Annotated in this window: 21 protein-coding genes and 1 tRNA gene; 7 read left to right on the forward strand and 15 right to left on the reverse strand. The window is 67.3% G+C overall.

Annotation, left to right across the window (positions count from 1 at the left end; translation table 11 throughout):
• The first annotated feature begins 9 nt into the window (after positions 1-9).
• Positions 10-348 carry a LapA family protein gene (locus MNOD_RS10610; protein ID WP_015928867.1) on the forward strand — a complete coding sequence of 113 codons (339 nt, stop codon included), beginning with the start codon at positions 10-12 and terminating at the stop codon, positions 346-348.
• Between the two features lie 12 nt (positions 349-360).
• Positions 361-1,302 carry a bifunctional Delta(1)-pyrroline-2-carboxylate/Delta(1)-piperideine-2-carboxylate reductase gene (gene lhpI, locus MNOD_RS10615; RefSeq protein ID WP_015928868.1) on the forward strand — a complete coding sequence of 314 codons (942 nt, stop codon included), beginning with the start codon at positions 361-363 and terminating at the stop codon, positions 1,300-1,302.
• Between the two features lie 16 nt (positions 1,303-1,318).
• Here lhpI and MNOD_RS10620 read toward each other — a convergent pair whose 3' ends face one another.
• Entirely contained in the window at positions 1,319-1,609 is a 291-nt protein-coding gene (locus MNOD_RS10620) for a hypothetical protein (RefSeq protein WP_015928869.1), read from the reverse strand.
• Positions 1,610-1,625: 16 nt separating this feature from the next.
• Positions 1,626-2,090, reverse strand: coding sequence for an Hsp20 family protein (locus MNOD_RS10625; RefSeq protein ID WP_043750838.1), 465 nt, complete (start codon positions 2,088-2,090; stop codon positions 1,626-1,628).
• Between the two features lie 282 nt (positions 2,091-2,372).
• On the opposite strand from MNOD_RS10625, the gene MNOD_RS10630 reads away from it, so the two are divergent.
• The 3 genes from MNOD_RS10630 (at position 2,373) to MNOD_RS10640 (ending at position 4,582) form a co-directional block, all read left to right on the forward strand.
• Positions 2,373-3,041, forward strand: a complete 669-nt coding sequence (locus MNOD_RS10630) for a phosphoribosylanthranilate isomerase (protein ID WP_015928871.1) — start codon at positions 2,373-2,375, stop codon at positions 3,039-3,041.
• A gap of 125 nt (positions 3,042-3,166) precedes the next feature.
• Positions 3,167-4,387 (forward strand): tryptophan synthase subunit beta, encoded by a 1,221-nt coding sequence (gene trpB, locus MNOD_RS10635; RefSeq protein ID WP_015928872.1) that lies wholly within the window; start codon positions 3,167-3,169, stop codon positions 4,385-4,387.
• A 118-nt stretch (positions 4,388-4,505) separates the two neighbouring features.
• Positions 4,506-4,582, forward strand: a tRNA-Met gene (locus MNOD_RS10640).
• 526 nt (positions 4,583-5,108) lie between these two features.
• Here MNOD_RS10640 and MNOD_RS10645 read toward each other — a convergent pair.
• The gene (locus tag MNOD_RS10645; RefSeq protein WP_157091419.1) at positions 5,109-5,504 is read right to left on the reverse strand and encodes a type 2 periplasmic-binding domain-containing protein; all 396 of its coding nucleotides are present in this window, start codon (positions 5,502-5,504) and stop codon (positions 5,109-5,111) included.
• Between the two features lie 149 nt (positions 5,505-5,653).
• Between MNOD_RS10645 and MNOD_RS10650 the strand changes: the two genes are divergently transcribed.
• On the forward strand, positions 5,654-5,920 hold the full coding sequence (locus tag MNOD_RS10650; RefSeq protein ID WP_050783304.1) for a hypothetical protein: 267 nt from the start codon (positions 5,654-5,656) through the stop codon (positions 5,918-5,920).
• 265 nt (positions 5,921-6,185) lie between these two features.
• Here the strand turns inward: MNOD_RS10650 and MNOD_RS47975 are convergent, their stop codons facing one another.
• From MNOD_RS47975 to MNOD_RS10705, 10 genes are all read right to left on the reverse strand, one after another.
• On the reverse strand, positions 6,186-6,362 hold the full coding sequence (locus tag MNOD_RS47975; protein ID WP_015928874.1) for a hypothetical protein: 177 nt from the start codon (positions 6,360-6,362) through the stop codon (positions 6,186-6,188).
• Between the two features lie 101 nt (positions 6,363-6,463).
• Positions 6,464-7,210: an NADH dehydrogenase ubiquinone Fe-S protein 4 gene (locus tag MNOD_RS10655; protein ID WP_015928875.1), complete on the reverse strand. Its 747-nt coding sequence runs from the start codon at positions 7,208-7,210 to the stop codon at positions 6,464-6,466.
• 28 nt (positions 7,211-7,238) lie between these two features.
• Entirely contained in the window at positions 7,239-7,619 is a 381-nt protein-coding gene (locus MNOD_RS41305; RefSeq protein ID WP_015928876.1) for a hypothetical protein, read from the reverse strand.
• A 73-nt stretch (positions 7,620-7,692) separates the two neighbouring features.
• The gene (locus tag MNOD_RS10665; RefSeq protein WP_015928877.1) at positions 7,693-8,208 is read right to left on the reverse strand and encodes an Hsp20/alpha crystallin family protein; all 516 of its coding nucleotides are present in this window, start codon (positions 8,206-8,208) and stop codon (positions 7,693-7,695) included.
• Positions 8,209-8,306: 98 nt separating this feature from the next.
• On the reverse strand, positions 8,307-8,780 hold the full coding sequence (locus MNOD_RS10670) for an Hsp20 family protein (RefSeq protein ID WP_015928878.1): 474 nt from the start codon (positions 8,778-8,780) through the stop codon (positions 8,307-8,309).
• Positions 8,781-9,744: 964 nt separating this feature from the next.
• Positions 9,745-10,146 carry an SPW repeat protein gene (locus tag MNOD_RS10680; RefSeq protein ID WP_015928881.1) on the reverse strand — a complete coding sequence of 134 codons (402 nt, stop codon included), beginning with the start codon at positions 10,144-10,146 and terminating at the stop codon, positions 9,745-9,747.
• 654 nt (positions 10,147-10,800) lie between these two features.
• Positions 10,801-11,007, reverse strand: coding sequence for a hypothetical protein (locus MNOD_RS10685; RefSeq protein WP_015928882.1), 207 nt, complete (start codon positions 11,005-11,007; stop codon positions 10,801-10,803).
• 585 nt (positions 11,008-11,592) lie between these two features.
• Positions 11,593-12,159, reverse strand: a complete 567-nt coding sequence (locus MNOD_RS10695; protein WP_015928884.1) for a DUF1003 domain-containing protein — start codon at positions 12,157-12,159, stop codon at positions 11,593-11,595.
• Between the two features lie 60 nt (positions 12,160-12,219).
• Positions 12,220-12,747 (reverse strand): YciE/YciF ferroxidase family protein, encoded by a 528-nt coding sequence (locus tag MNOD_RS10700; RefSeq protein ID WP_015928885.1) that lies wholly within the window; start codon positions 12,745-12,747, stop codon positions 12,220-12,222.
• Between the two features lie 386 nt (positions 12,748-13,133).
• Complete coding sequence (locus MNOD_RS10705) at positions 13,134-13,592, reverse strand: winged helix-turn-helix transcriptional regulator (protein ID WP_015928886.1); 459 nt, start codon at positions 13,590-13,592, stop codon at positions 13,134-13,136.
• Positions 13,593-13,694: 102 nt separating this feature from the next.
• On the opposite strand from MNOD_RS10705, the gene MNOD_RS10710 reads away from it, so the two are divergent.
• Positions 13,695-14,465 carry an SDR family oxidoreductase gene (locus tag MNOD_RS10710; RefSeq protein WP_015928887.1) on the forward strand — a complete coding sequence of 257 codons (771 nt, stop codon included), beginning with the start codon at positions 13,695-13,697 and terminating at the stop codon, positions 14,463-14,465.
• A 1,396-nt stretch (positions 14,466-15,861) separates the two neighbouring features.
• On the opposite strand, the gene MNOD_RS10715 is transcribed toward MNOD_RS10710, so the two are convergent.
• Both MNOD_RS10715 and MNOD_RS10720 read right to left on the reverse strand, forming a co-directional pair.
• A complete protein-coding gene (locus MNOD_RS10715; RefSeq protein ID WP_015928889.1) occupies positions 15,862-16,665 on the reverse strand; it encodes an alpha/beta hydrolase family protein in 804 nt (267 codons plus the stop codon).
• Entirely contained in the window at positions 16,652-17,746 is a 1,095-nt protein-coding gene (locus tag MNOD_RS10720) for a DUF3182 family protein (protein ID WP_244424701.1), read from the reverse strand. Before MNOD_RS10720 ends, MNOD_RS10715 begins: the two co-directional genes overlap by 14 nt.
• Positions 17,747-18,009: the final 263 nt, after the last annotated feature.

Below are 18,009 nucleotides of genomic sequence, written 5' to 3' on the forward strand. Positions count from 1 at the left end.
GGCTGTCCGATGATCCGCTTCCTCAAGGGCCTGATCCTGCTTCCCATCGCCGTCGTCGTGGTGTTGCTGGCGGTCGCCAACCGCCAGGCCGTGACGGTGTCCTTCGATCCCTTCTCGCAGGGCGCTCCGGCCTTCAGCCTGACCGTGCCGCTCTATGCGCTCATCTTCGCGGCCGTGGCGCTCGGCATCGTGGTGGGCGGCTGCGGCACCTGGCTCAGCGAGGGCAAGATCCGCCGCGACCGCCGGGCGAAGAGCCGCGAGCTCGACCGCCTGCGCCACGAGAGCGATCGGCTGCGGATCGCGGCCGATCGCTCCGCCGCGCTGCCGGCCCCTGCTTCCCGCGCCTGATCGCGCTCTGCCGTGAAAGTCCTCTCCGCCGCCGAGGTCGACGCCGCGCTGACGCCCGCCCGTATGGTCGCGGCGCTCGCGGCCGCCTTCCGGGTGGAGACGACCACGCCGCCGCGCCATCTCCACACGCTGCCGGACCCCGCAGGCGATGCCACGCTCCTGCTGATGCCGGCCTGGGATGCGGAGCATCTCGTGGTGAAGGTGCTGACGCTCCATCCCGGCAATGCGGCGCGGGGCCTTGCGACCTTCCAGGGCGGCGTGCTCCTGAGCGAGCGGGCGACGGGGCTACCGCTCGCGCTCGTCGACGCGCCCCGGCTGACCCTGTGGCGGACGGCCGGCGCTTCGGCGCTCGCCGCCCGCTATCTCGCCCGACCCGATACGAGCCGCCTGCTGATGGTCGGGGCCGGCGCCCTCGCCCCCTTCATGATCCGGGCGCATGCCGCCGAGCGGCCCTTGCGCGAGATCGCGATCTGGAACCGGCGGCCGGATCCGGCCCGCGCGCTTGCCGCCAGCCTCGCCGCCGAGGGGCTGCCGGCGCGGGCGGTCGAGAATCTCGAAGCGGCCGCACGGGCGGCCGACCTGATCTGCTGTGCCACCCTGTCGGAGGTCCCGCTCGTTCGGGGCGCTTGGCTCGCGCCCGGCACGCATCTGGATCTCGTGGGCGCCTTCACGCCGCAGATGCGGGAAGCGGATGACGCCGCCCTCCAGCGGGCCTCCGTCTATGTCGACACGCCCGACGCGCTCGCCAAGGGCGGCGACGTCGCCGTCGCGGTCGCCTCCGGGGCGCTCGCGGCCGAGGCCGTGCGCGGCGACCTCGCCGGGCTCTGCCGCGGCACGGTCGCCGGCCGGTCGCGGCCGGAAGAGATCACCGTGTTCAAGTCGGTCGGGGCCGCGCTGGAAGACCTCGCGGCAGCCGTGGCGGTATGGCGTCACGCGGAGGGCCGCGCCGCCTGAGGGCGCGGCCCTCCGCTCAGTGCAGGGGCCGTGCCGGTCCGGCGGGCCGGGTCTCCATCCGGTCGAGCTGCCGGAGCGCCTCGAGGATGGCATCGACGGAGACCGGAGAGGCTGTTCCCGGCAGGTGCCGCAAGCCCGGGTCCGAATCGACGGCGTGGGCATCGGAGGCCCAGTCCGCCAGGATGGCGCGCTTCTCCGGCGGGGTCAGATGAGGCGCCGCCAGGACCGCGGCGGGATCGGCGAAGGCCCATGCGAGGCCGGCCGTCTCCGCTTGTGTCGTGTCGCTGCGCGTGAGGTTCGGATGCATCTCGCCGCCTCGCTCCTCACGCGGCCTCGGCGCGGCCTTCGATCCGGGCCGGGGCTGGCGACCCGGCGCCGATCGGGATGCGGCGCGGCTTCAGCGCCTCCGGCACCTCGCGCACGAGATCGATCACCAGGAGGCCGTGATCGAGGCTGGCGCCGGTGACGGAGACGTGATCGGCGAGGTTGAAGGTCTGGCGGAAGCTGCGCCCGGCGATGCCGCGGTGCAGGAACTGTCGGCTCTCGTCGGACTCGTTCTTCTGGCCGGTGACGAGGAGCGTGGTTCCGGTTTGCGTCAGCGTGATCTCGTCCGGGCCGAACCCGGCCACCGCCATGGTGATCCGGTAGCTTTCCGCGGCGGTCTTCTCGATGTTGTAGGGCGGCCAGCCGGTCATCGGCTCGACCCGGCTCGTCTGCTCCATCAGGTCGAGCAGGCGGTCGAACCCGACCGTCAGGCGGTACAGGGGGGCGATGTCGGTGGTCCTCATCATCACATCCTCCGGATGAGCAACGTGAATCCAAGGTGCGCCGGGATCCGTCCGGCGCCGCGAGCCTCCCGGAGGCCTCGCGCGCGCATAACGCGGCAGAGCTTCGCCGGTTCCGCGGCGCCCTGCGCGTTTTCGCGACCGCGCGGCGGGCGCGGCCGCGCGCCAGAGCGGCATCCGTTCACGGTGGAACGGATCCTGCTCTAGCTTTTTGATTTTGCCGCATTTTCTGCGACGAACCGGCATCCACTTCGTCGGAAAATGCTCTATAGACTAGGCATGACGATGCCTCCCGTCCCCGTCCGCGTGAAGATCTGCGGCCTCAGCACCCCGGAGACGCTCGACGCGGCGCTCGCGGCCGGCGCGGACCTGATCGGCCTCGTGCATTTCGCGAGAAGCCCCCGGCATGTCGACCTCGCGACCGGGGCGGCTTTGTCGCGGCGGGCGCAGGGGAGGGCGGAGCGCGTCGTGCTCCTCGTCGATCCCGACGACGCGCTCCTCGACGCGGTCATGGCCGGCCTCGATCCCGACTGGATCCAGCTGCACGGCGGCGAGAGCCCGGAGCGCGCGGCGGCGGTCCGGGCCCGCACCGGGCGGAGGGTTCTGAAGGCGCTCGGCGTCGCGACCCTCGCCGATCTCGCCCGGGTGGCGGATTATGCGGGCGCCGCAGACCGCATCCTGCTCGACGCCAAGCCCGCGCCGGGGGCATTGCCGGGCGGCAACGGCCAAGCCTTCGATTGGCGCCTGATCCGGGAGGCCCGGCTCGCGCCGACCTTTATGCTCTCCGGCGGGCTCACGCCCGCGACCGTCGCCGAGGCGGTGGCGCTCACCGGCGCCGCCGCCGTGGACGTCTCCTCGGGCGTGGAGCGCAGCCCAGGTCGGAAGGATCCGGACCTGATCCGCGCCTTCGTGGCCGCGGCCCGGCAGGGTACGGATCCCGGCGCGGACCACTGAAAGCGTGGCCGTCCTTGGGGAAATTGCCCTTCGGGCGGATTGGTCCTAAGGCTGGCTCCGCGGGTGTTTCCGGACCGCCGGCCGTCGCGCGCCGCCCCGCACCCGATTCCCAAGGACAGGCAGCCGTGACAGCTCCCCAGACCCCGAACTCATTCCGCACCGGCCCGGACGAGCGCGGCCGTTTCGGCATCTTCGGCGGCCGCTTCGTGGCCGAGACGCTGATGCCCAACATCCTCGAACTGGAACGGGCCTACGCGGAGGCCAAGGCCGATCCGGCCTTCCAGGCGGAGATGGATTCCTACCTGACCCACTATGTCGGCCGGCCGAGCCCGCTCTACTTCGCCGAGCGGATGAGCGCCCATTTCGGCGGCGCCAAGATCTACTTCAAGCGCGAGGAGCTCAACCACACCGGTTCGCACAAGGTGAACAACGTGCTGGGCCAGATCCTGCTCGCCCGGCGCATGGGCAAGCCGCGGATCATCGCCGAGACGGGAGCCGGCCAGCACGGGGTCGCGACAGCGACGCTCTGCGCCCGGTTCGGCCTCAAATGCGTCGTCTACATGGGCGCGGTCGATGTCGAGCGGCAGAAGCCGAATGTCTTCCGCATGAAGATGCTGGGCGCCGAGGTGGTGCCGGTGCAATCGGGCACCCGGACCCTGAAGGACGCGATGAACGAGGCCCTGCGCGACTGGGTCACGAACGTCGCTGATACGTTCTACTGCATCGGCACCGTGGCGGGCCCGCATCCCTATCCGGCGATGGTGCGCGACTTCCAGGCGGTGATCGGCCGCGAGACGAAGGAGCAGATGCTCGCCCTGGAAGGCCGGCTGCCGAACTCGCTGGTCGCCTGCATCGGCGGCGGTTCGAATGCGATGGGCCTGTTTCATCCCTTCCTCGATGACCGGGAGGTGGAGATTTACGGCGTCGAGGCGGCGGGCCGCGGCGTGTCGACGGGCCTCCACGCTGCCTCGCTGACGGGCGGCAGGCCGGGGGTGCTGCATGGCAACCGCACCTACCTGCTGATGAACGAGGACGGCCAGATCGCCGACGCTCACTCGATCTCGGCGGGCCTCGACTACCCGGGGATCGGCCCCGAGCACGCGTGGCTGCACGAGATGGGGCGGGTCACCTATCTGTCGGCGACCGATCAGGAGACGCTGGAGGCGTTCCGGCTCTGCTCCCTGCTCGAAGGCATCATCCCGGCGCTGGAGCCCGCGCACGCGCTCGCCAAGGTGGCCGAGCTCGCCCCGACGAAGCCCCGCGACCACCTGATGGTGGTCAACCTCTCGGGCCGTGGCGACAAGGACATCCCGCAGGTCGCCGAGATTCTGGGCGACGCGCTCTGAGGGCTTGAGGGCCTGGTGCAAAACCAGAGCGGAAGGCTGCGACGGTTTCTTGACAGGCCGCCTCCGACCTCCCTATATCGCGCCACCGCGACGCCGGGGACGCTTCCCGGCCCGGAGCGGCGGAGTAGCTCAGCTGGTTAGAGCAGAGGAATCATAATCCTTGTGTCGGGGGTTCGAGTCCCTCCTCCGCTACCACAGATCTCCCACTAAGGCCGTCGGATCGCGCTTCACTCACCAGCGCTGACAGACGGCCTTCCACCTCAACTTCGATCCCGCGGCGGGGCTGTCCCGGTAGAACGGTGACGCTCTTGATCAGGCCGCGGAAGCTCGCGATGAGGCGCCGGCTGGCCTCATCCTCGCCCCGGGCGTAGTCGCTCAGCGTGCCAGCGAGATCGCGGACCTGATTAAGGTAGCCCGCGACGACGTTGCTCTCGATAGTGAGGAGGCGGCCGGCATCGGCGAGGTGCGCGAGTTCGGCTTCCAGGTTCGCCCGCTCCGCCTTGATCACGGGCAGCCGCGCCGCGGCATCGGCCTCGGTGATGAAGCCTTTGACGTAGCCGCTCATCAGCCGGTCGTGTTCGGCGGAAAGCGCCTCCAGGCGGGCCTCGATGCGGCCACGGCCTGCTGGCCGCTCTTAAGCAGGTTGCTGAAGAAGCCCATCTCGATACTCCGTACTGGTGGGATGCTGCAGGCGATTCCCGGCCCGCGGCGGGTCGTCGGGTCACCGCGCGGGGTTGGCGATGGCCTGGATCTCGGGCTTCGCCGCCGCGAAATCACGGAGCAACTTGTCGTAGGTCGCTCCGTTGGCATTGATCCACGGGAGGGACACGACGAAGAGGGCGTCGACCGCCATGGTGTCGACGGACTTCGAATCGCCGAGCACTCCCCGCGGCTGGAGACGCGGATAGGTGTTGGAGGGAACCTCGCCGTAGACGTAGACGGGCTGCCCGCGGGCATCCTTGGCGGTCTTCGCCATGTCGCGGTCGTTGGTGGCGACGAGCTCCACCCGGTCGCCCTGTTGCTGCGCGTCCGTCTTCATGAAGGACGAGTTCAGTGCGCCGACCCAGAGCATGCACTGCACTTGCGAGCCGTCGGCCACCGCTGTCAGCGCGCGCAACCCGGCGCGCGGGTCCGTCCGCACAGGCTGATACCGCTTCTTGTCCGCGAGGACGAAGCCCTCCCAGGTGACCCGGCCTCCTCGTCCCGCTGAATGGCTTCATCAAGACGCTGCTCGATTACCGGCTGGAGGCCAGGAAAGCCGAGGCGTTGAAGCCCGAGACGGCCCGGGACATCGCCGCTACGGCCGGGCCGGCGGTGTTCGATGCGATCGCCGTGGCCGACCTGACGGACGCGGTGAAGGAGCTGGCCCTGGCCATCCGCGAGGACACCGCGTCGGACACGGCCCGGCACAATGACCAGCTGATCAGCGTCTTGGAGCGTCTCACCGACCGCCTCGAAGATTTGGAGCAAGGCGGCCGCGGGCCTCACCAGGGCCAGCCTCGCGGCTCCCGCCGCGACCAGCACCACCGCTGACTCGGCGCCCCAAGGCACCTCCGATGCCCGCCCGGCACCCGCCGCGGGCGGGCTTTTCTATTGCGTGGAACGTGTCATGCGATCGGATTTCGACCCTCTGCGGACGCTGAGCTGGCAGCTGCTTCGCGCCACTTGCAGACCTTCGTCCGGTGCTGTCGGAATGGCCGCTCGCCAGCCGACAGCGGACCTCTAGAAGGTTCTCGGATCGCACCTGCTGATCCACCTCCCATTCGCAGAAGGCGCGGTACGGAAACAGAGACGCGCCTCACGAAGGCATGCGGCGCATGAGCCAGAGGAGCAGGGCCATGACGACGGCAGTGGCCACCACCTGCACGGCTATCTGGGCTCCCGTTCCCCAGTCGACTGCGGGGTCGAGATGCCGGCTGAACGCGTCGCGGATGACCGCACCGACCAGACCCGCAACACCTCCGGCCAGCAGCATGCGAGATCGAGGGGTCCGGGAGAGCCCGACGCATCCTCATGGCTGAACAGCCGGCCGCACCCTGAAAGATGCGGGCTGTGCCGAGATCGTTCCTTCAGTCGTCAGGCTCGCAGGCCAGACCGTAGCCGTTCCTCACCGTCGGTGCGCGTGACGATGATGAGCCGAGTACGCTCGGCGCGGTCGAGTGCTGCCAGTGCCTCCGTCACCTCGTCCAGCTGTGAGGGCTCCCCGCCAGCCATCGCCTCGTCGGCGGCCACCTCCAGCAGCCACGCGTCCCAGGCCCAGCGCCGCAGCACCTCGCGCTTCTCGGACAATAACAGGCTCGGATCATGCAACACTTCAGCCGGCGAGCCGAACACCGCGGCCGGGTTGACCAGCGCCCGCTCGAAGTCGGGACGGCGCTCGACGATCGCCCGGCCATAGCTGGCATCCATCCACGTCAGCGCCGTGGCGTAGAGCTGCCCAGCGGTGTCGCTGTACTCACGATTGCTCGGCAGCTTCGCAGCGCAGCCGACCGGGACGGCGCACCCGTCGAGCCGGTAGCACAGGCCCTGCCGCTCGGCGTACGCCACCGCGTCCTCGCGTGACGCGAACCGGAGCTCGACCTGCGTGGCCAGGGTGTCGTCCCCGGCCGTCCAGCCCATCAGCGGCTCGATCTCGGGCGCGGTGTGTCGCTCGAAGCGCAGCACCCACTCGCCGTCGCGCGCCCGCCCGGAAGTGGTGACCGGGCGCTGGCGGCGCGAGATGCGCACCTGTGTGCCCGGCGGCCAGGACGGCGGCGGGACGATGGGCAGCGTACATCCCGAGTTGTGTCCGATGCCGGGGGTGGAAGCGAAGCTGATCGACATGGCCCGCTCTCTCCCTACTGCATCCGAGCTATTGCATCCGAGTGCCCTTGCGTCCGCGGGGGCGCCGGCGCAGGCTCTCGACGGCCGAGAGGTACTCGCCCGCTGCCAGGGGATCGAACCGCGACAAGGCGGCGATTACCGCGTCTACGCGCGAGTGGGACGGTGATCCGGGGACGGCCTTGCACGCGACCTGCTCGGCTACGAGCTCGTCACGCACCCACGACAGCAGGATGGCCCGCTTCTCCTGGTGCGTGAACCAGGGATGCTGGACCACCTCCTCCGGACTTCTGAACACGCCCAGCGGGTCGACGAGCGCGTCCACGAACGACGGCTCCGACGGACCCGGGGCTTCTATCTCGGGCGAGAACGGGCGCTCAGCAACGGACGCTTCGGCTCTCTGCAGCTCCATGGTGTCCCTCCCTCAGGCGAGCGAAGGGGCTGAGGTCCGGCGCGCCGCGCGGCGCACCGGACCTGATGCGGGCTCAGTGCTGGGTCGTGCCCTGGCCGTTGACCGGGATGCGCTTGGCGCGCTCCTGCGCCTTGGCCGATTTCGGCAGGGTCACGGTGAGCACCCCGTTCTTGAACACGGCCTGGGCCTTGTCGTCCTCGACCGGGTAGGGCAGCGCGATCACCCGCTCGAAGCGGCCGTAGGTGCGCTCACTGAAGCCGCGCTCCTTGTCCTCGGTCTCGGCCTTCTTCTCGCCCCGCAGGGTCAGGGTGTCCTCGTCCACCAGGACCTCGACATCCTTGTCCTCCAGGCCGGGAAGCTCGGCGGAGACGCGCACCTCCTTGTCGGTGGCGCTGACCTCGACACTCGGCCAGGACGGCAGCGGGCTCAGCAGCGAGGGCATACCCGTCTCGAAGCGGCTGAACACGTCGTCGAACAGCCGGTTCATCTCACGATGCAGGGTGAGGAACGGGCTCACCTCGGAGCCCGACATCGTTGCGGGGGCCGTCGTGCGGCCCCGGCCCCAGGGGATCAGGTCTCTTACGGCCATCGTCTCTCTCCATGTCTGGGTCAAGCAGCCGCCGACCGGGGGCCTCCCCATGGCCAGTGGCCTGCCATGTCAGTGCGTCAGTTGCTCCGGTCTGCGCCTCAGGCCGCCTTGGCCTCGATCTGCGCGGGCGTGTCGTCCTGCCCGAGCGCCGGGGTGCCCGCTTGGATCGCGATGCGCCGTGGCTTGAGGGCCTCCGGCACCTCGCGCTTGAGGTCGATCATCAGCAGGCCGTTCTCCAGCCCCGCCCCCGTGACCTTCACGTGCTCGGCGAGGTTGAAGGTCTGGCGGAAGGCGCGTCCGGCGATGCCGCGGTGCAGGTACTGGCGCTCACCCTCGGCCTCCGCCTTCTTGCCGGCGACGAGGAGGGTGGTGTCGGTCTGCGTCAGCTCGATCTCGTCCGGGGTGAAGCCCGCCACCGCCATGGTGATGCGGTACTGGTCCTCGCCCATCTTCTCGATGTCGTAGGGCGGCCAGCCGGCCAGCGGCTCGACATCTGTGACCTGGTCGAGCATGTCGAACAATCGGTCGAACCCGACCGTCGAGCGATAGAGGGGAGAGAGGTCGTATCTCATAGCCACATCCTCCAGTGAGCAACATGGATATGAGAGCGCCGGACACCCGCCGGCGCCCGAAGTGCCAAGCTGTTCAGCCTTGGCGAGCAAAGAGATAGTAACGGTGCTCTCCCGTTCAAGAGTCGGTCAGCACAAATTTTAGAACGTGTAGGCGCATCGCCTTCTCGCTCCGCGGAACACCGAAACGACTGGTAGATGATTGGAGCGCGATACACTCGAGGCCGAGGATGATATCCTGAGCGCTGGCTTCGCGCTCGACAGCATTCCGTCTCGGCGGGGTCGCCTTGATTGACGGCCATCCGGCCCCACGTGGTGGCACGTCACCGTTCACGATGATGGAGGACCCGTCATAGCGGACACGCTGCCGCGGTCGGAGGCGCGGGCGCTGGCTGGCCCGGTCGACGACCTCACCCTCTCCGAAATCCTCAAGACCGGTGCGACGGCGGCCGAACTCGCCGAGGCCCGCCTCTGGCTGGAGAACGACGAGGCCATGCTGAATGAGGGGCGCTCCCCGACATCCGGCTGCGTGAAGCGGCTGATCGCGCTCCTGAAAGCCGCCGACGAGGACGCTCTTCCTTCGCCCGAGCGGTGAGGATGGCGCGCCCTCCGTGCCTCGAGGAGCGGCACGGGCAGCGCCATCACGATCTTCGCAGCCTGGTTGATTGGCGCACCCTCTCCGCGCGGGCCGCGGCCACGCACGGCCTCGCGCCCGGCACGGGATGCTGGCGTTCGCGGCTGGTGCGTAGCGCCGGTATGGACGCGCTGCTCGCACCTTTTTCCAGCCGGGACCTCTTCGCCTTCCCTGGCCGCGGCGTACCGGCGTGAGTGTCTGCCGGCTTGCCCGTTGCGCCGACCTGATCCGAGGGCTTGGTAGGGTACCGGAGCTCCAGCAGCGCGCGAAACAATGCGGGCGCTGTCAGGACAGGGACGCCGCTCGCGGGAGCGAGCATCAGGATGAATGGCGTCAGCATGACAGCGGCTCCCGGCCCCCGCCCGCTGAGGCGCGTCGTGCCCGTTCTACGAGGCTTCTCAGGACACCCGCTTCGCCGGCCTCCAGCCCGAGCGTGAGAATGCCGACGATCCAGTGAAGGATCGCGGCAGCGCCCTCACCCGAGAAGCCGAGGAGCCATGGTCCAAGAAGCATCCAGGCCGCGACCAAGGCCGAGAAGGACGCGATCCAGGACTTCGGGCGAATGATACCCGACAAGCCGAGGCGAGCGATAATGGTGCCGCTGAGGATGGCGCTTGCGGCCGGCATCCTCTGCTGGGCGTACCCCCAGACCCAAGGCGAGATGATCAGGAGCGCGCCCAGGCTGAGTCGTACAATGGACGGCAGAAGCCGAGCCTGTGTTCTATCGTTCGTCATGATGACCCTCCTTCAGAAAGCAAAGGTCATTGCTGCGCGTGAAACACCGCATTAGACAGGCCTCGTTGAGCACCTGTCTTTCACTTAGCGAGCGCATGCTCACTCGCGCGCGAAACGCAGAACCTGGCCGAAAGTTTCGTAAGCTAGACCTCGTTTCAGAGCGATCTTGCGAGGCGTCTGACGAGGATCATGGCGGCAGCGAGCGATCCAGCCGCAGGTCTGTTTGATGATCGATCGCCGTGGCTACACCGCAAAAGCTGTCGTCCCGTGCTCCGGCTCGACTGGAGGGCGGTCATCGCTGCGGCGGCATCCTGAGGCGCCAACCTCGGCAGATGTGGATCAGCCTGGAGCGCGCGCCTGCTGGTTGAGGCTTGAGCGAACTATCGGCAACAGGACGTGCGCAGAAAACGACCGGTTCCGGACAGGCCGCCCCCCACCATTGCAAGCGATGCGATCAGCCTCTTTCAGGTACGGCAATCTGGGGGCGAGGTCGGGATCCTGTTTGTACCGGGTCGTGACCCGGCTCTCCGAAGGAGTAATGTCTGCGGTGGCCTGCCCCTGATCCAAGCGGATGACCGATCAGCAGCTGGCGCACGCTCTCGATGGCATCGAGCTGCACGACGTCACGCGGAAACGGTACCGCTGACCGCCCTATCAGACCCGGCGCACGATCACCTCGTACTTTGCCGTCGTTCCGCCCTGGACCTCGACCCGCCCGACCCGAACCTCGGAAGATTTGGGATCGATCTGTCTGGCTTCCTGAACGATCCCTGCCAGGTACTGCCGCAAGTGGAAATCCATCTGGTCTCCGTTCTCGACGCTATAGCGCGCGCCCTCGTGCATCTTTTCCTGCTCTGACATACCTCTGCCTCCTTTAGGCCGGATAGGGAGCGGCTGCCCCGAGCCGCCGCCGGCAGCTTTGGCAATTCGATCGGGGCCGAGTGCATCTCCGATAGCCTACGCCACCCGGCGCACGGTGACCTCGTACACTCCGGCGTGTGGGCCTCTGACTTCGACCCGCCCGACCACGACCTCGTAAGCTTTCGGGGCAAGCTGGATAGCCTCGTGAACGACGGACGTAAGTGCGCGCCTTTGTTGGAAATCCAACTGCTCCGCGTTCATAACAGAGTAGTACGACAGCGTACCCATCTTCGCTGGTCCTTTGTTCTCTTTCGACATCGGCGGCTCCCTCCCGTCACCTTCGACCAGCCATGAGCTTACTGCCGAACACCAGTCAGGAGTTCAGGATGGAAGCTGACGACCTGAGGAGCTGGCCGTGCTGGGTTCTGACCTATGGCGACGGGCAGGCCATTATCACCGAGACTGTGATGTAAGCAAAACGACGGTTTTCCAGCCGCTTAAACCTGTCAGGTTTGCATGTCAGGAAATTAAACGCGTGTTACCTGCACGGTGAATGCGCCTCTTGGCTGATTGACCTACCGCGGTTCACGACGCCTCGCGATCCTCCAGCTCGTCGAGAACCTTCTCGGGAGCGACGTGCTCCTGCAGTTCATCCAGCTGCGGATCCTTTGCCTCCTCGATGCCGAGTCGCTCGGCGATCGCGATCGTCAGCGTCAGCAGGCGCGTGACCTCGTGCTCGGAGAGCAGGTTGATCTGCAGATCCAGATCCGCTCGGCTATCGGCGGCCGCCGCTGCCCGGTTCTGGCTGATCAGCACGAACGTCGAGAGGAAGATTGCTTCCACCGACGAGGCGGTGGCCAGGATCACGAACGTCTCGTCGAACCGCGGCAGCTGCGGGATCCAGCCCACATTGACAGCAATCCAGAGCGCCACGATCGCCAGGTGCACGTACACGAAAGCCATGCTGCCGGTGAACCGGGTGATCGCCCCGGCAAGGCGGTCTTGGAAAGAGGCATGCCCCTCCTCGGCTCGGCGGCGCTCCTGCAGCATGTGAATGTTGCGTCCGAGCACGGAGCTGAACCCGCTTTCGGGCGCCAGATGCGCCGTGGGGCTCTCCGGCAGGCTGACCGACTTCGGGGCCCGGTTCGTCATGTCCTGAACTCCCTGGCGAAGGAGCGGCGCCGTCGCGGGCGCCACCCTCGAACTCTGATCTCAGGCTGCCTTGCCTTCGCCGGCGCCTTCCGAACCGGCTGCGCCTTCGACGTTGATCCGCTCAGCAATCTGCGACAGGAGCTGATCGGTCTTCTTCTCTTCCTGGAGGGTCTCGTCGAGCAGCTTGGCGGCATCCTTGTAGCCGAGCTGGATCGCCCAGGTCTTGAGGGTGCCATAGCGAGCGATCTCATAGTGCTCGACCGCCTGAGCGCAGCCCGCCAGCACGGCGTCGGCGGCCGGGCCGCCACCGAAGTCTTCCAGGTCCTCCTCCATTTCGGCGGTGAGGCCCTGCATCGCCTCGCAGGTTTTGGCCCGAGCCGGCCTACCGAGGATCTCGAATACCTGCTGCAGGCGCTCAACTTGGGTGGCGCTCTCCTCGGCGTGGGTCTCGAACGCCTGACGCAGCTCCTCGTGCTCGGCGGCTTTGGCTGACTTCTTCAAGGCGCGCACGGACTGCTTTTCAGCATAGTACACGTCCTTCAGGGTCTCGTAGAAAGCATCCTGCAGGGTTTTCTGCTTCGTAGCCATGCAGACATCCTCCTGGTTACTGACGGCACATCGTCTGGTCTGCCGAGCCGGCAGACCGGTGTTGCCATCAGAACGCGCCGAGCCTGATGAGGGTCCCGATGTTTCCGTGTGTGGGCAGCGAACGGAGCGGGGAACCGATCGCACGCCGCCCAAGTGGTCCTCGGCTCCAGCCACACTCCTCGGCTGATGCTTCGAAGTTCAGGGCATAGCACATGTGCGGAAAACGACGGTTTTGTCAGACGCTTAACCTCGGCCTGTCCGGCGGCGTCGGGCGTTCGACACGTGAACCCGCGCTGGGCAAGGCGCCTCTGGTAGATGCCCGCCCTAAGTTCGCATTGAAGAATTCGAGCGTCCGCAGGATCGCGCCTGCCTGCATGGTTCAAATGTCATGATTTTTGGACCGCCGCCGGGTGACGTCCCCGCGCCTCTTTGGCGTCGCCGGCGGCGAACGCCTCGCGGGCCCGCTGGATCTCGGCGTGGTGCGTTTCCGCCCAGATCCACACGCCACAGAAGGCTGCCCCCAGGCTCTCGCCGAGCGGCGTGAGCGCGTAGTCCACGTGCGGCGGGATCACGGGGTGCACCGTCCGCCGCACTAGGCCGTCCTGCTCCATTTGCCGCACCGTCTGCGTCAGCATCTTCTGGCTGATCCGACCCACCGCCTTGCCGAGTTGCGTGAAGCGCAGCGTGCCGTGTTCGTGCAAGGCCTCCAGGACCAGCATGGTCCATTTGTCAGCCACCTTGCCAATGATGTCATGGACCAAGGCCTCGATGGCCGGATCGACCTCCTCCGGGATGGGTTGTTGGCGCCGCGCCTCGATCTGCGGGTCGGCTAACACCCTGCGCATCCTACACTCTCCGTTTGGTGCGTATAAATCTTTTTGGTGCCTACTTCTGTACGGAGAGCATTGGCGATATTTTCTCTGAGGGCAACAGAGAAAGTCGTTCTCATGAAAACAAGGGGTAACACCGTCCTCATTACTGGCGGCGGCTCAGGTATTGGCAAAGCTCTCGCGCACCGTTTCCATGATCTCGGCAATACTGTCATTGTCGCCGGCCGCCGGATGGAGGCGCTGCAACAGGCGATTGCTGGCCGCCCGAACATGCACGCCATGACCGTCGACATCGACAGCGCTGAAGGCATCATCGAGTTCGCGCAACGCATGGTGACCGAACACCCGGCCCTCAACGTGCTGGTCAACAACGCCGGGATCATGCGCTTCGAAGTGCTGGATCAGGTCCGCGACCTCCAAGATGCCGAGGCGACGGTCACGACCAACCTGCTCGGCCCCATCCGGCTGACCAACGCCCTGGTCGAGCACCTGAGCCGTCAGCCCGACGCGGCATTGGTCAACGTCACCTCCGGCCTGGCTTTCGTGCCGCTCATCCCGGCCGCGACCTACTCGGCGACCAAAGCGGCCCTGCACAGCTACACGGTCGCGCTACGGGAGGCGCTGAAGGGCAAAATCGAGGTGATCGAACTGGTGCCGCCCGCGGTGCAGACCGACCTCACGCCCGGTCAGGCAACCCGTGAAGGGTATCTCCCATTGGCCGCGTTCATCGACGAGGTAATGACGCTGTTCCAGCAGCAGCCGACGCCGCGTGAGATCCTGGTGCAACGGGTCGCCTTCCAGCGCAACGCCGAGGCGGAACACCGCTTCGATGAGGCAGTGACAACCCTCAACGCATTCGCCCGCGCGGCCATCGAAGCGCAGCAGTAAGACGCGAAGGGCGGCAACGAGCCGCTCTTTCTGTTTGCCTGACGGCGTAAAGAAGACGACGGGAAATCTGCCACGCGGATTGGGTCCCGCCCGGCGCTCCAGCCCCTCAGCCATCTGTGTCAGGAAACCCTGTCAGAAAATCAACTGTCCGGAAAACGCTCGCAACCAGACATTCCTCACACGCACCGCGAACGTCCGGAAGGGGTCAGCCCCAGCCATTGCAGGAAGGCGTAGAGGGCCTCTTTCCACCCCAACCGGCCCCTTCATAGCCAAGCAGATTGGGTTTCGACCCTGATGCGCCCCGCACCCGAAGCCAGCAAGCCCGCCCGGCCCCACCGCGGCGGGCTCCGTCGTTTCGGGGCTCGGAGGGCGGACCATCCAATCCTGATCCAGGCTCCAGACTTTGCCATATCGCTGTCATGTTGCAGTGCAACAAGTCGCGGCCAGCCAGAGAGCCACAATGCTCGCCAGCAGTGATCGCCTGATCTCCACCTCGGAGATGCTCGAAGCTCCTGCAGCCGGCGGACGCGCCGTGGCGGAGCTTAATGCTCAAGGCAAGCCGGCTCGCGTCTGCGTGGTCCCAGACGGCCTGTGGTCGAGGGGTGTCAGAAAGGGGCGCTCATTCATGGCCGCGAGCTCCGCACGATGGCGCCCTACCAGCTTGCCCAACGCATCAGGGAGATCGCGAGCAGCTTCTGAGCGTCCGCCGTGACCTACCCGCCTCATCCGGCCACGGCGCGTCCCGCCCGACCATCTTGTAGTGCGCCGGCAGCGGGCCGGATCCGGTCGTGCACCAGCCGCGCCGCTCGGCGATCCCGAGCGTAATGAACCCAGCATATCCCGGCGGCGGATTTGTCCGGGAAGGCAGTGGGCCGGGCGCCCACGTCTCTAACCCGACCCGCTGGTGACGCTGTGGTGGGGATCACTGGCCCTAGGAGAGACAGGCAGCGCACGGCCTCTGTGTGGCGCAGCCCATGTTCCGCAGGACGCTCATCACCGTATGACAACCCAGGGTCAGGATGGCGCCGATCAGCAGGATCTGGGCGTGTTGCCAGGAGCGGTGGACGAAGAGCGGCGCGAACGCCAGGATGAGCCGGCGAAGCGGGCGGGAAGAGGCGGCATAACGGTGTCGCCGGCGAGCGACGCCCCCAGCCTATCCGGCACGCCCGCTTCGTCACCCAATTCGGCTTAGCCGGGTCACTCGATTGGCCAAAGTCGAGCGCAGAGGCAGGCACATTATGGGCAACAATGACTGGATTAGCCCGTTTAAGTGGGCAGTAACGGCGGCCACCAGCGTCCCTGAGGCGCCTCCGACATGAGGATCGATGCCGCGCTCGGATTACTGGGGCTGAGTGGGCCCCTTTTGGATGCCGATCACCCACCGACGGCCCCGACATCAGGCTGGACGGGGTCGTCCGCGCGCGGGTGACGGGCGCAGGTGGGTGTGCACCGTGGCGGCTGCGCCACTTTCCCGTGCCCCGACCACCACCTCCGTTGCCCAGTTGACGAGGATGGAGGTGTACGCCTCCTGCCAGGACAGCTCGGACAACGTGTGGTCGGCCTCCTCGATCATCCGGTAGGTGACCGAGCGCGCCGCGTCAAAGGCGTCGCGGTAATTCATGATGGCCGGGTGAGGCACGAAGCCGTCGTGCTCGGATTCGACGATCAGCACGTCGCCCTCGTAGCGGGCGCAGGCCGTCAACGCCCGGTTCTCGCCGGCGCCGACGGGACCGCGCCGGTAGACCGCGAGCGCCCGGCTGTCGATCTGCTGCTTCGGCACCGCCCAGTCCTCATCCTTGTAGAGGGCCGGTGCACGAAGGCCGAGCCACCGGACCGGCCGCAGCGAGGTCAGGATTGCCGCAAGATAGCCGCCGTAACTGCTGCCCACGACGCCGATTGCTGTCTGATCGACCCCATCCTGGCACGCGAGCCGATCGTAGGCCGCGACGACGTCCTGGAGATCGTCCTCGCGCGTCAGCGGACCGCGATATGCCTCACTTTCCGCGTGGCCGTGGAGGTCGAAGGTCAGGCAGCCGCAGCCGAGTGCCGCGATCTCGCGCGCCCGGGCGACCTCCTGCTCCTGGTTCCCCGCCCAGCCGTGGACGAACAGCATGCCGGGAACGACCGTCGCCGGCCCGACAAGGATGCCGGCGATCCGCCGGCGATCGACCGCGATTTCGATCTTTTCATCCCGGATCATACGGCTCGACCTTTGCGTGCTTCGAAATCGCTCCGACTGCGTCGTCGACGCCGCGGAACAGGATGATCGCGTCGGCGGGAGGAGCCGCAGCATCTCCGTACCTCTCGACGCAGGACGCGCGCACAACCTGGAGGCCCGGATCCGCATGGAACGCCTCCAGGGCCGCGATTTCCGCTGCGCTCGCGCCACCCAGGCGCCAGGACTGCTCCAGGACGCCGGACCGCCAGCGCCCCTGCGCATCAAGCCCCTGAACAACATCGTAGTTCCTGCGGGAGGCGAGCAGGCCCGGGAATTGCGCCGATGCGGCGGCGTCGTAGGCGCGCGCCTGCTGCACCGCGATCCGTGCCGCCTCTGGCATGGCGAGGGCGAGCAGGGCCTCGAACCCGCCGCGGACAACCACGAGATCCGAGCCGCCATACACCTCGAGGCCGCCGTTGTCCGGCGTGAGGCGCTGCGTGCCGTAGTAGCTCACGAGCAGATCGCAGGCCTGCACCTGACCGATGCTGTAGGTCGTCGTGCTCGTGAGGTTCTCTTCCAGTACAAGGCCGGAGCGGGAGAGCTCGCCCGGGTCGACCGCCCCGAGCGCGGCCTCCAACGCGGCGAGATCCGAGAGCGGCACTTGCCCGCGCCCTCCGGTGGCTAGAACCGGCTTGAGGCGCACGCCCCCGCGCCGAAGGAGCTGCTCCGTTGCGCGGACGGCATCCTCCTGCGTGAACACTGTGAATCCGGCAAGGACGACGCTATGCACCGCGTCCCCGAACGCCTGCTTCCATCCGGGAGGCGCGTTCGCGTCTGGGGTCACGAGCGGGTGGGTAATGGCCTTGGTGGCCACGAAGGCGTGCGGCACCACGCCTCCGAACAGATCCTGCTCACCGCGGATCCCAAGGTCACTCGCCGTCTCAAGGCCGACGAGTGTCCGATTCGGAACGAAGTAGACCGGACCGCCATAGCGGCGTGCAGGATCGTACTCGCCCCCGAATTCAAAGCTCATGAGAGCGGCGAGCCGCTTGGCAATCTCGGCGCGCGACACACGCTCATGGAGCGAGGACAGTTCGGCACTGCCGTCCTGATAGACAGCCACGACACCGCCTGCGGCGGAGCGACGGGCCTGATATTGTGCGGGCTGCGGCATGGCCATCGTTCCGCAGGCTTCTGTGCGGGATCACGCTGCTGGCGCGCCGCGAGCGGCATCGCCATTATATGGCATAATAACATCTCGCTTCTTCGTCGCCCAATGGCGCAATCAGACCGGTATTCGTCATATATTGGCAGTATCGCGGTGTCTGATCCGGCATGGCTTTACCTGCAAGAACAGGCGCATGGGTTCGGGCCGCCTTGAAAGGG

Origin of the sequence: Methylobacterium nodulans ORS 2060, from assembly GCF_000022085.1 — a bacterium.
Lineage (GTDB): Bacteria > Pseudomonadota > Alphaproteobacteria > Rhizobiales > Beijerinckiaceae > Methylobacterium > Methylobacterium nodulans.

Bases quoted from the DNA above. Each gene is read 5' to 3' on its own strand.
- MNOD_RS10610 (WP_015928867.1), top strand. From the start codon at position 10: ATGATCCGCTTCCTCAAGGGCCTGATCCTGCTTCCCATCGCCGTCGTC.
- MNOD_RS10620 (WP_015928869.1), bottom strand. From the start codon at position 1,609: ATGCATCCGAACCTCACGCGCAGCGACACGACACAAGCGGAGACGGCC.
- MNOD_RS10625 (WP_043750838.1), bottom strand. From the start codon at position 2,090: ATGAGGACCACCGACATCGCCCCCCTGTACCGCCTGACGGTCGGGTTC.
- MNOD_RS10630 (WP_015928871.1), top strand. From the start codon at position 2,373: ATGCCTCCCGTCCCCGTCCGCGTGAAGATCTGCGGCCTCAGCACCCCG.
- MNOD_RS47975 (WP_015928874.1), bottom strand. From the start codon at position 6,362: ATGCTGCTGGCCGGAGGTGTTGCGGGTCTGGTCGGTGCGGTCATCCGC.
- MNOD_RS10655 (WP_015928875.1), bottom strand. From the start codon at position 7,210: ATGTCGATCAGCTTCGCTTCCACCCCCGGCATCGGACACAACTCGGGA.
- MNOD_RS41305 (WP_015928876.1), bottom strand. From the start codon at position 7,619: ATGGAGCTGCAGAGAGCCGAAGCGTCCGTTGCTGAGCGCCCGTTCTCG.
- MNOD_RS10665 (WP_015928877.1), bottom strand. From the start codon at position 8,208: ATGGCCGTAAGAGACCTGATCCCCTGGGGCCGGGGCCGCACGACGGCC.
- MNOD_RS10670 (WP_015928878.1), bottom strand. From the start codon at position 8,780: ATGAGATACGACCTCTCTCCCCTCTATCGCTCGACGGTCGGGTTCGAC.
- MNOD_RS10680 (WP_015928881.1), bottom strand. From the start codon at position 10,146: ATGACGAACGATAGAACACAGGCTCGGCTTCTGCCGTCCATTGTACGA.
- MNOD_RS10685 (WP_015928882.1), bottom strand. From the start codon at position 11,007: ATGTCAGAGCAGGAAAAGATGCACGAGGGCGCGCGCTATAGCGTCGAG.
- MNOD_RS10695 (WP_015928884.1), bottom strand. From the start codon at position 12,159: ATGACGAACCGGGCCCCGAAGTCGGTCAGCCTGCCGGAGAGCCCCACG.
- MNOD_RS10700 (WP_015928885.1), bottom strand. From the start codon at position 12,747: ATGGCTACGAAGCAGAAAACCCTGCAGGATGCTTTCTACGAGACCCTG.
- MNOD_RS10705 (WP_015928886.1), bottom strand. From the start codon at position 13,592: ATGCGCAGGGTGTTAGCCGACCCGCAGATCGAGGCGCGGCGCCAACAA.
- MNOD_RS10710 (WP_015928887.1), top strand. From the start codon at position 13,695: ATGAAAACAAGGGGTAACACCGTCCTCATTACTGGCGGCGGCTCAGGT.
- MNOD_RS10715 (WP_015928889.1), bottom strand. From the start codon at position 16,665: ATGATCCGGGATGAAAAGATCGAAATCGCGGTCGATCGCCGGCGGATC.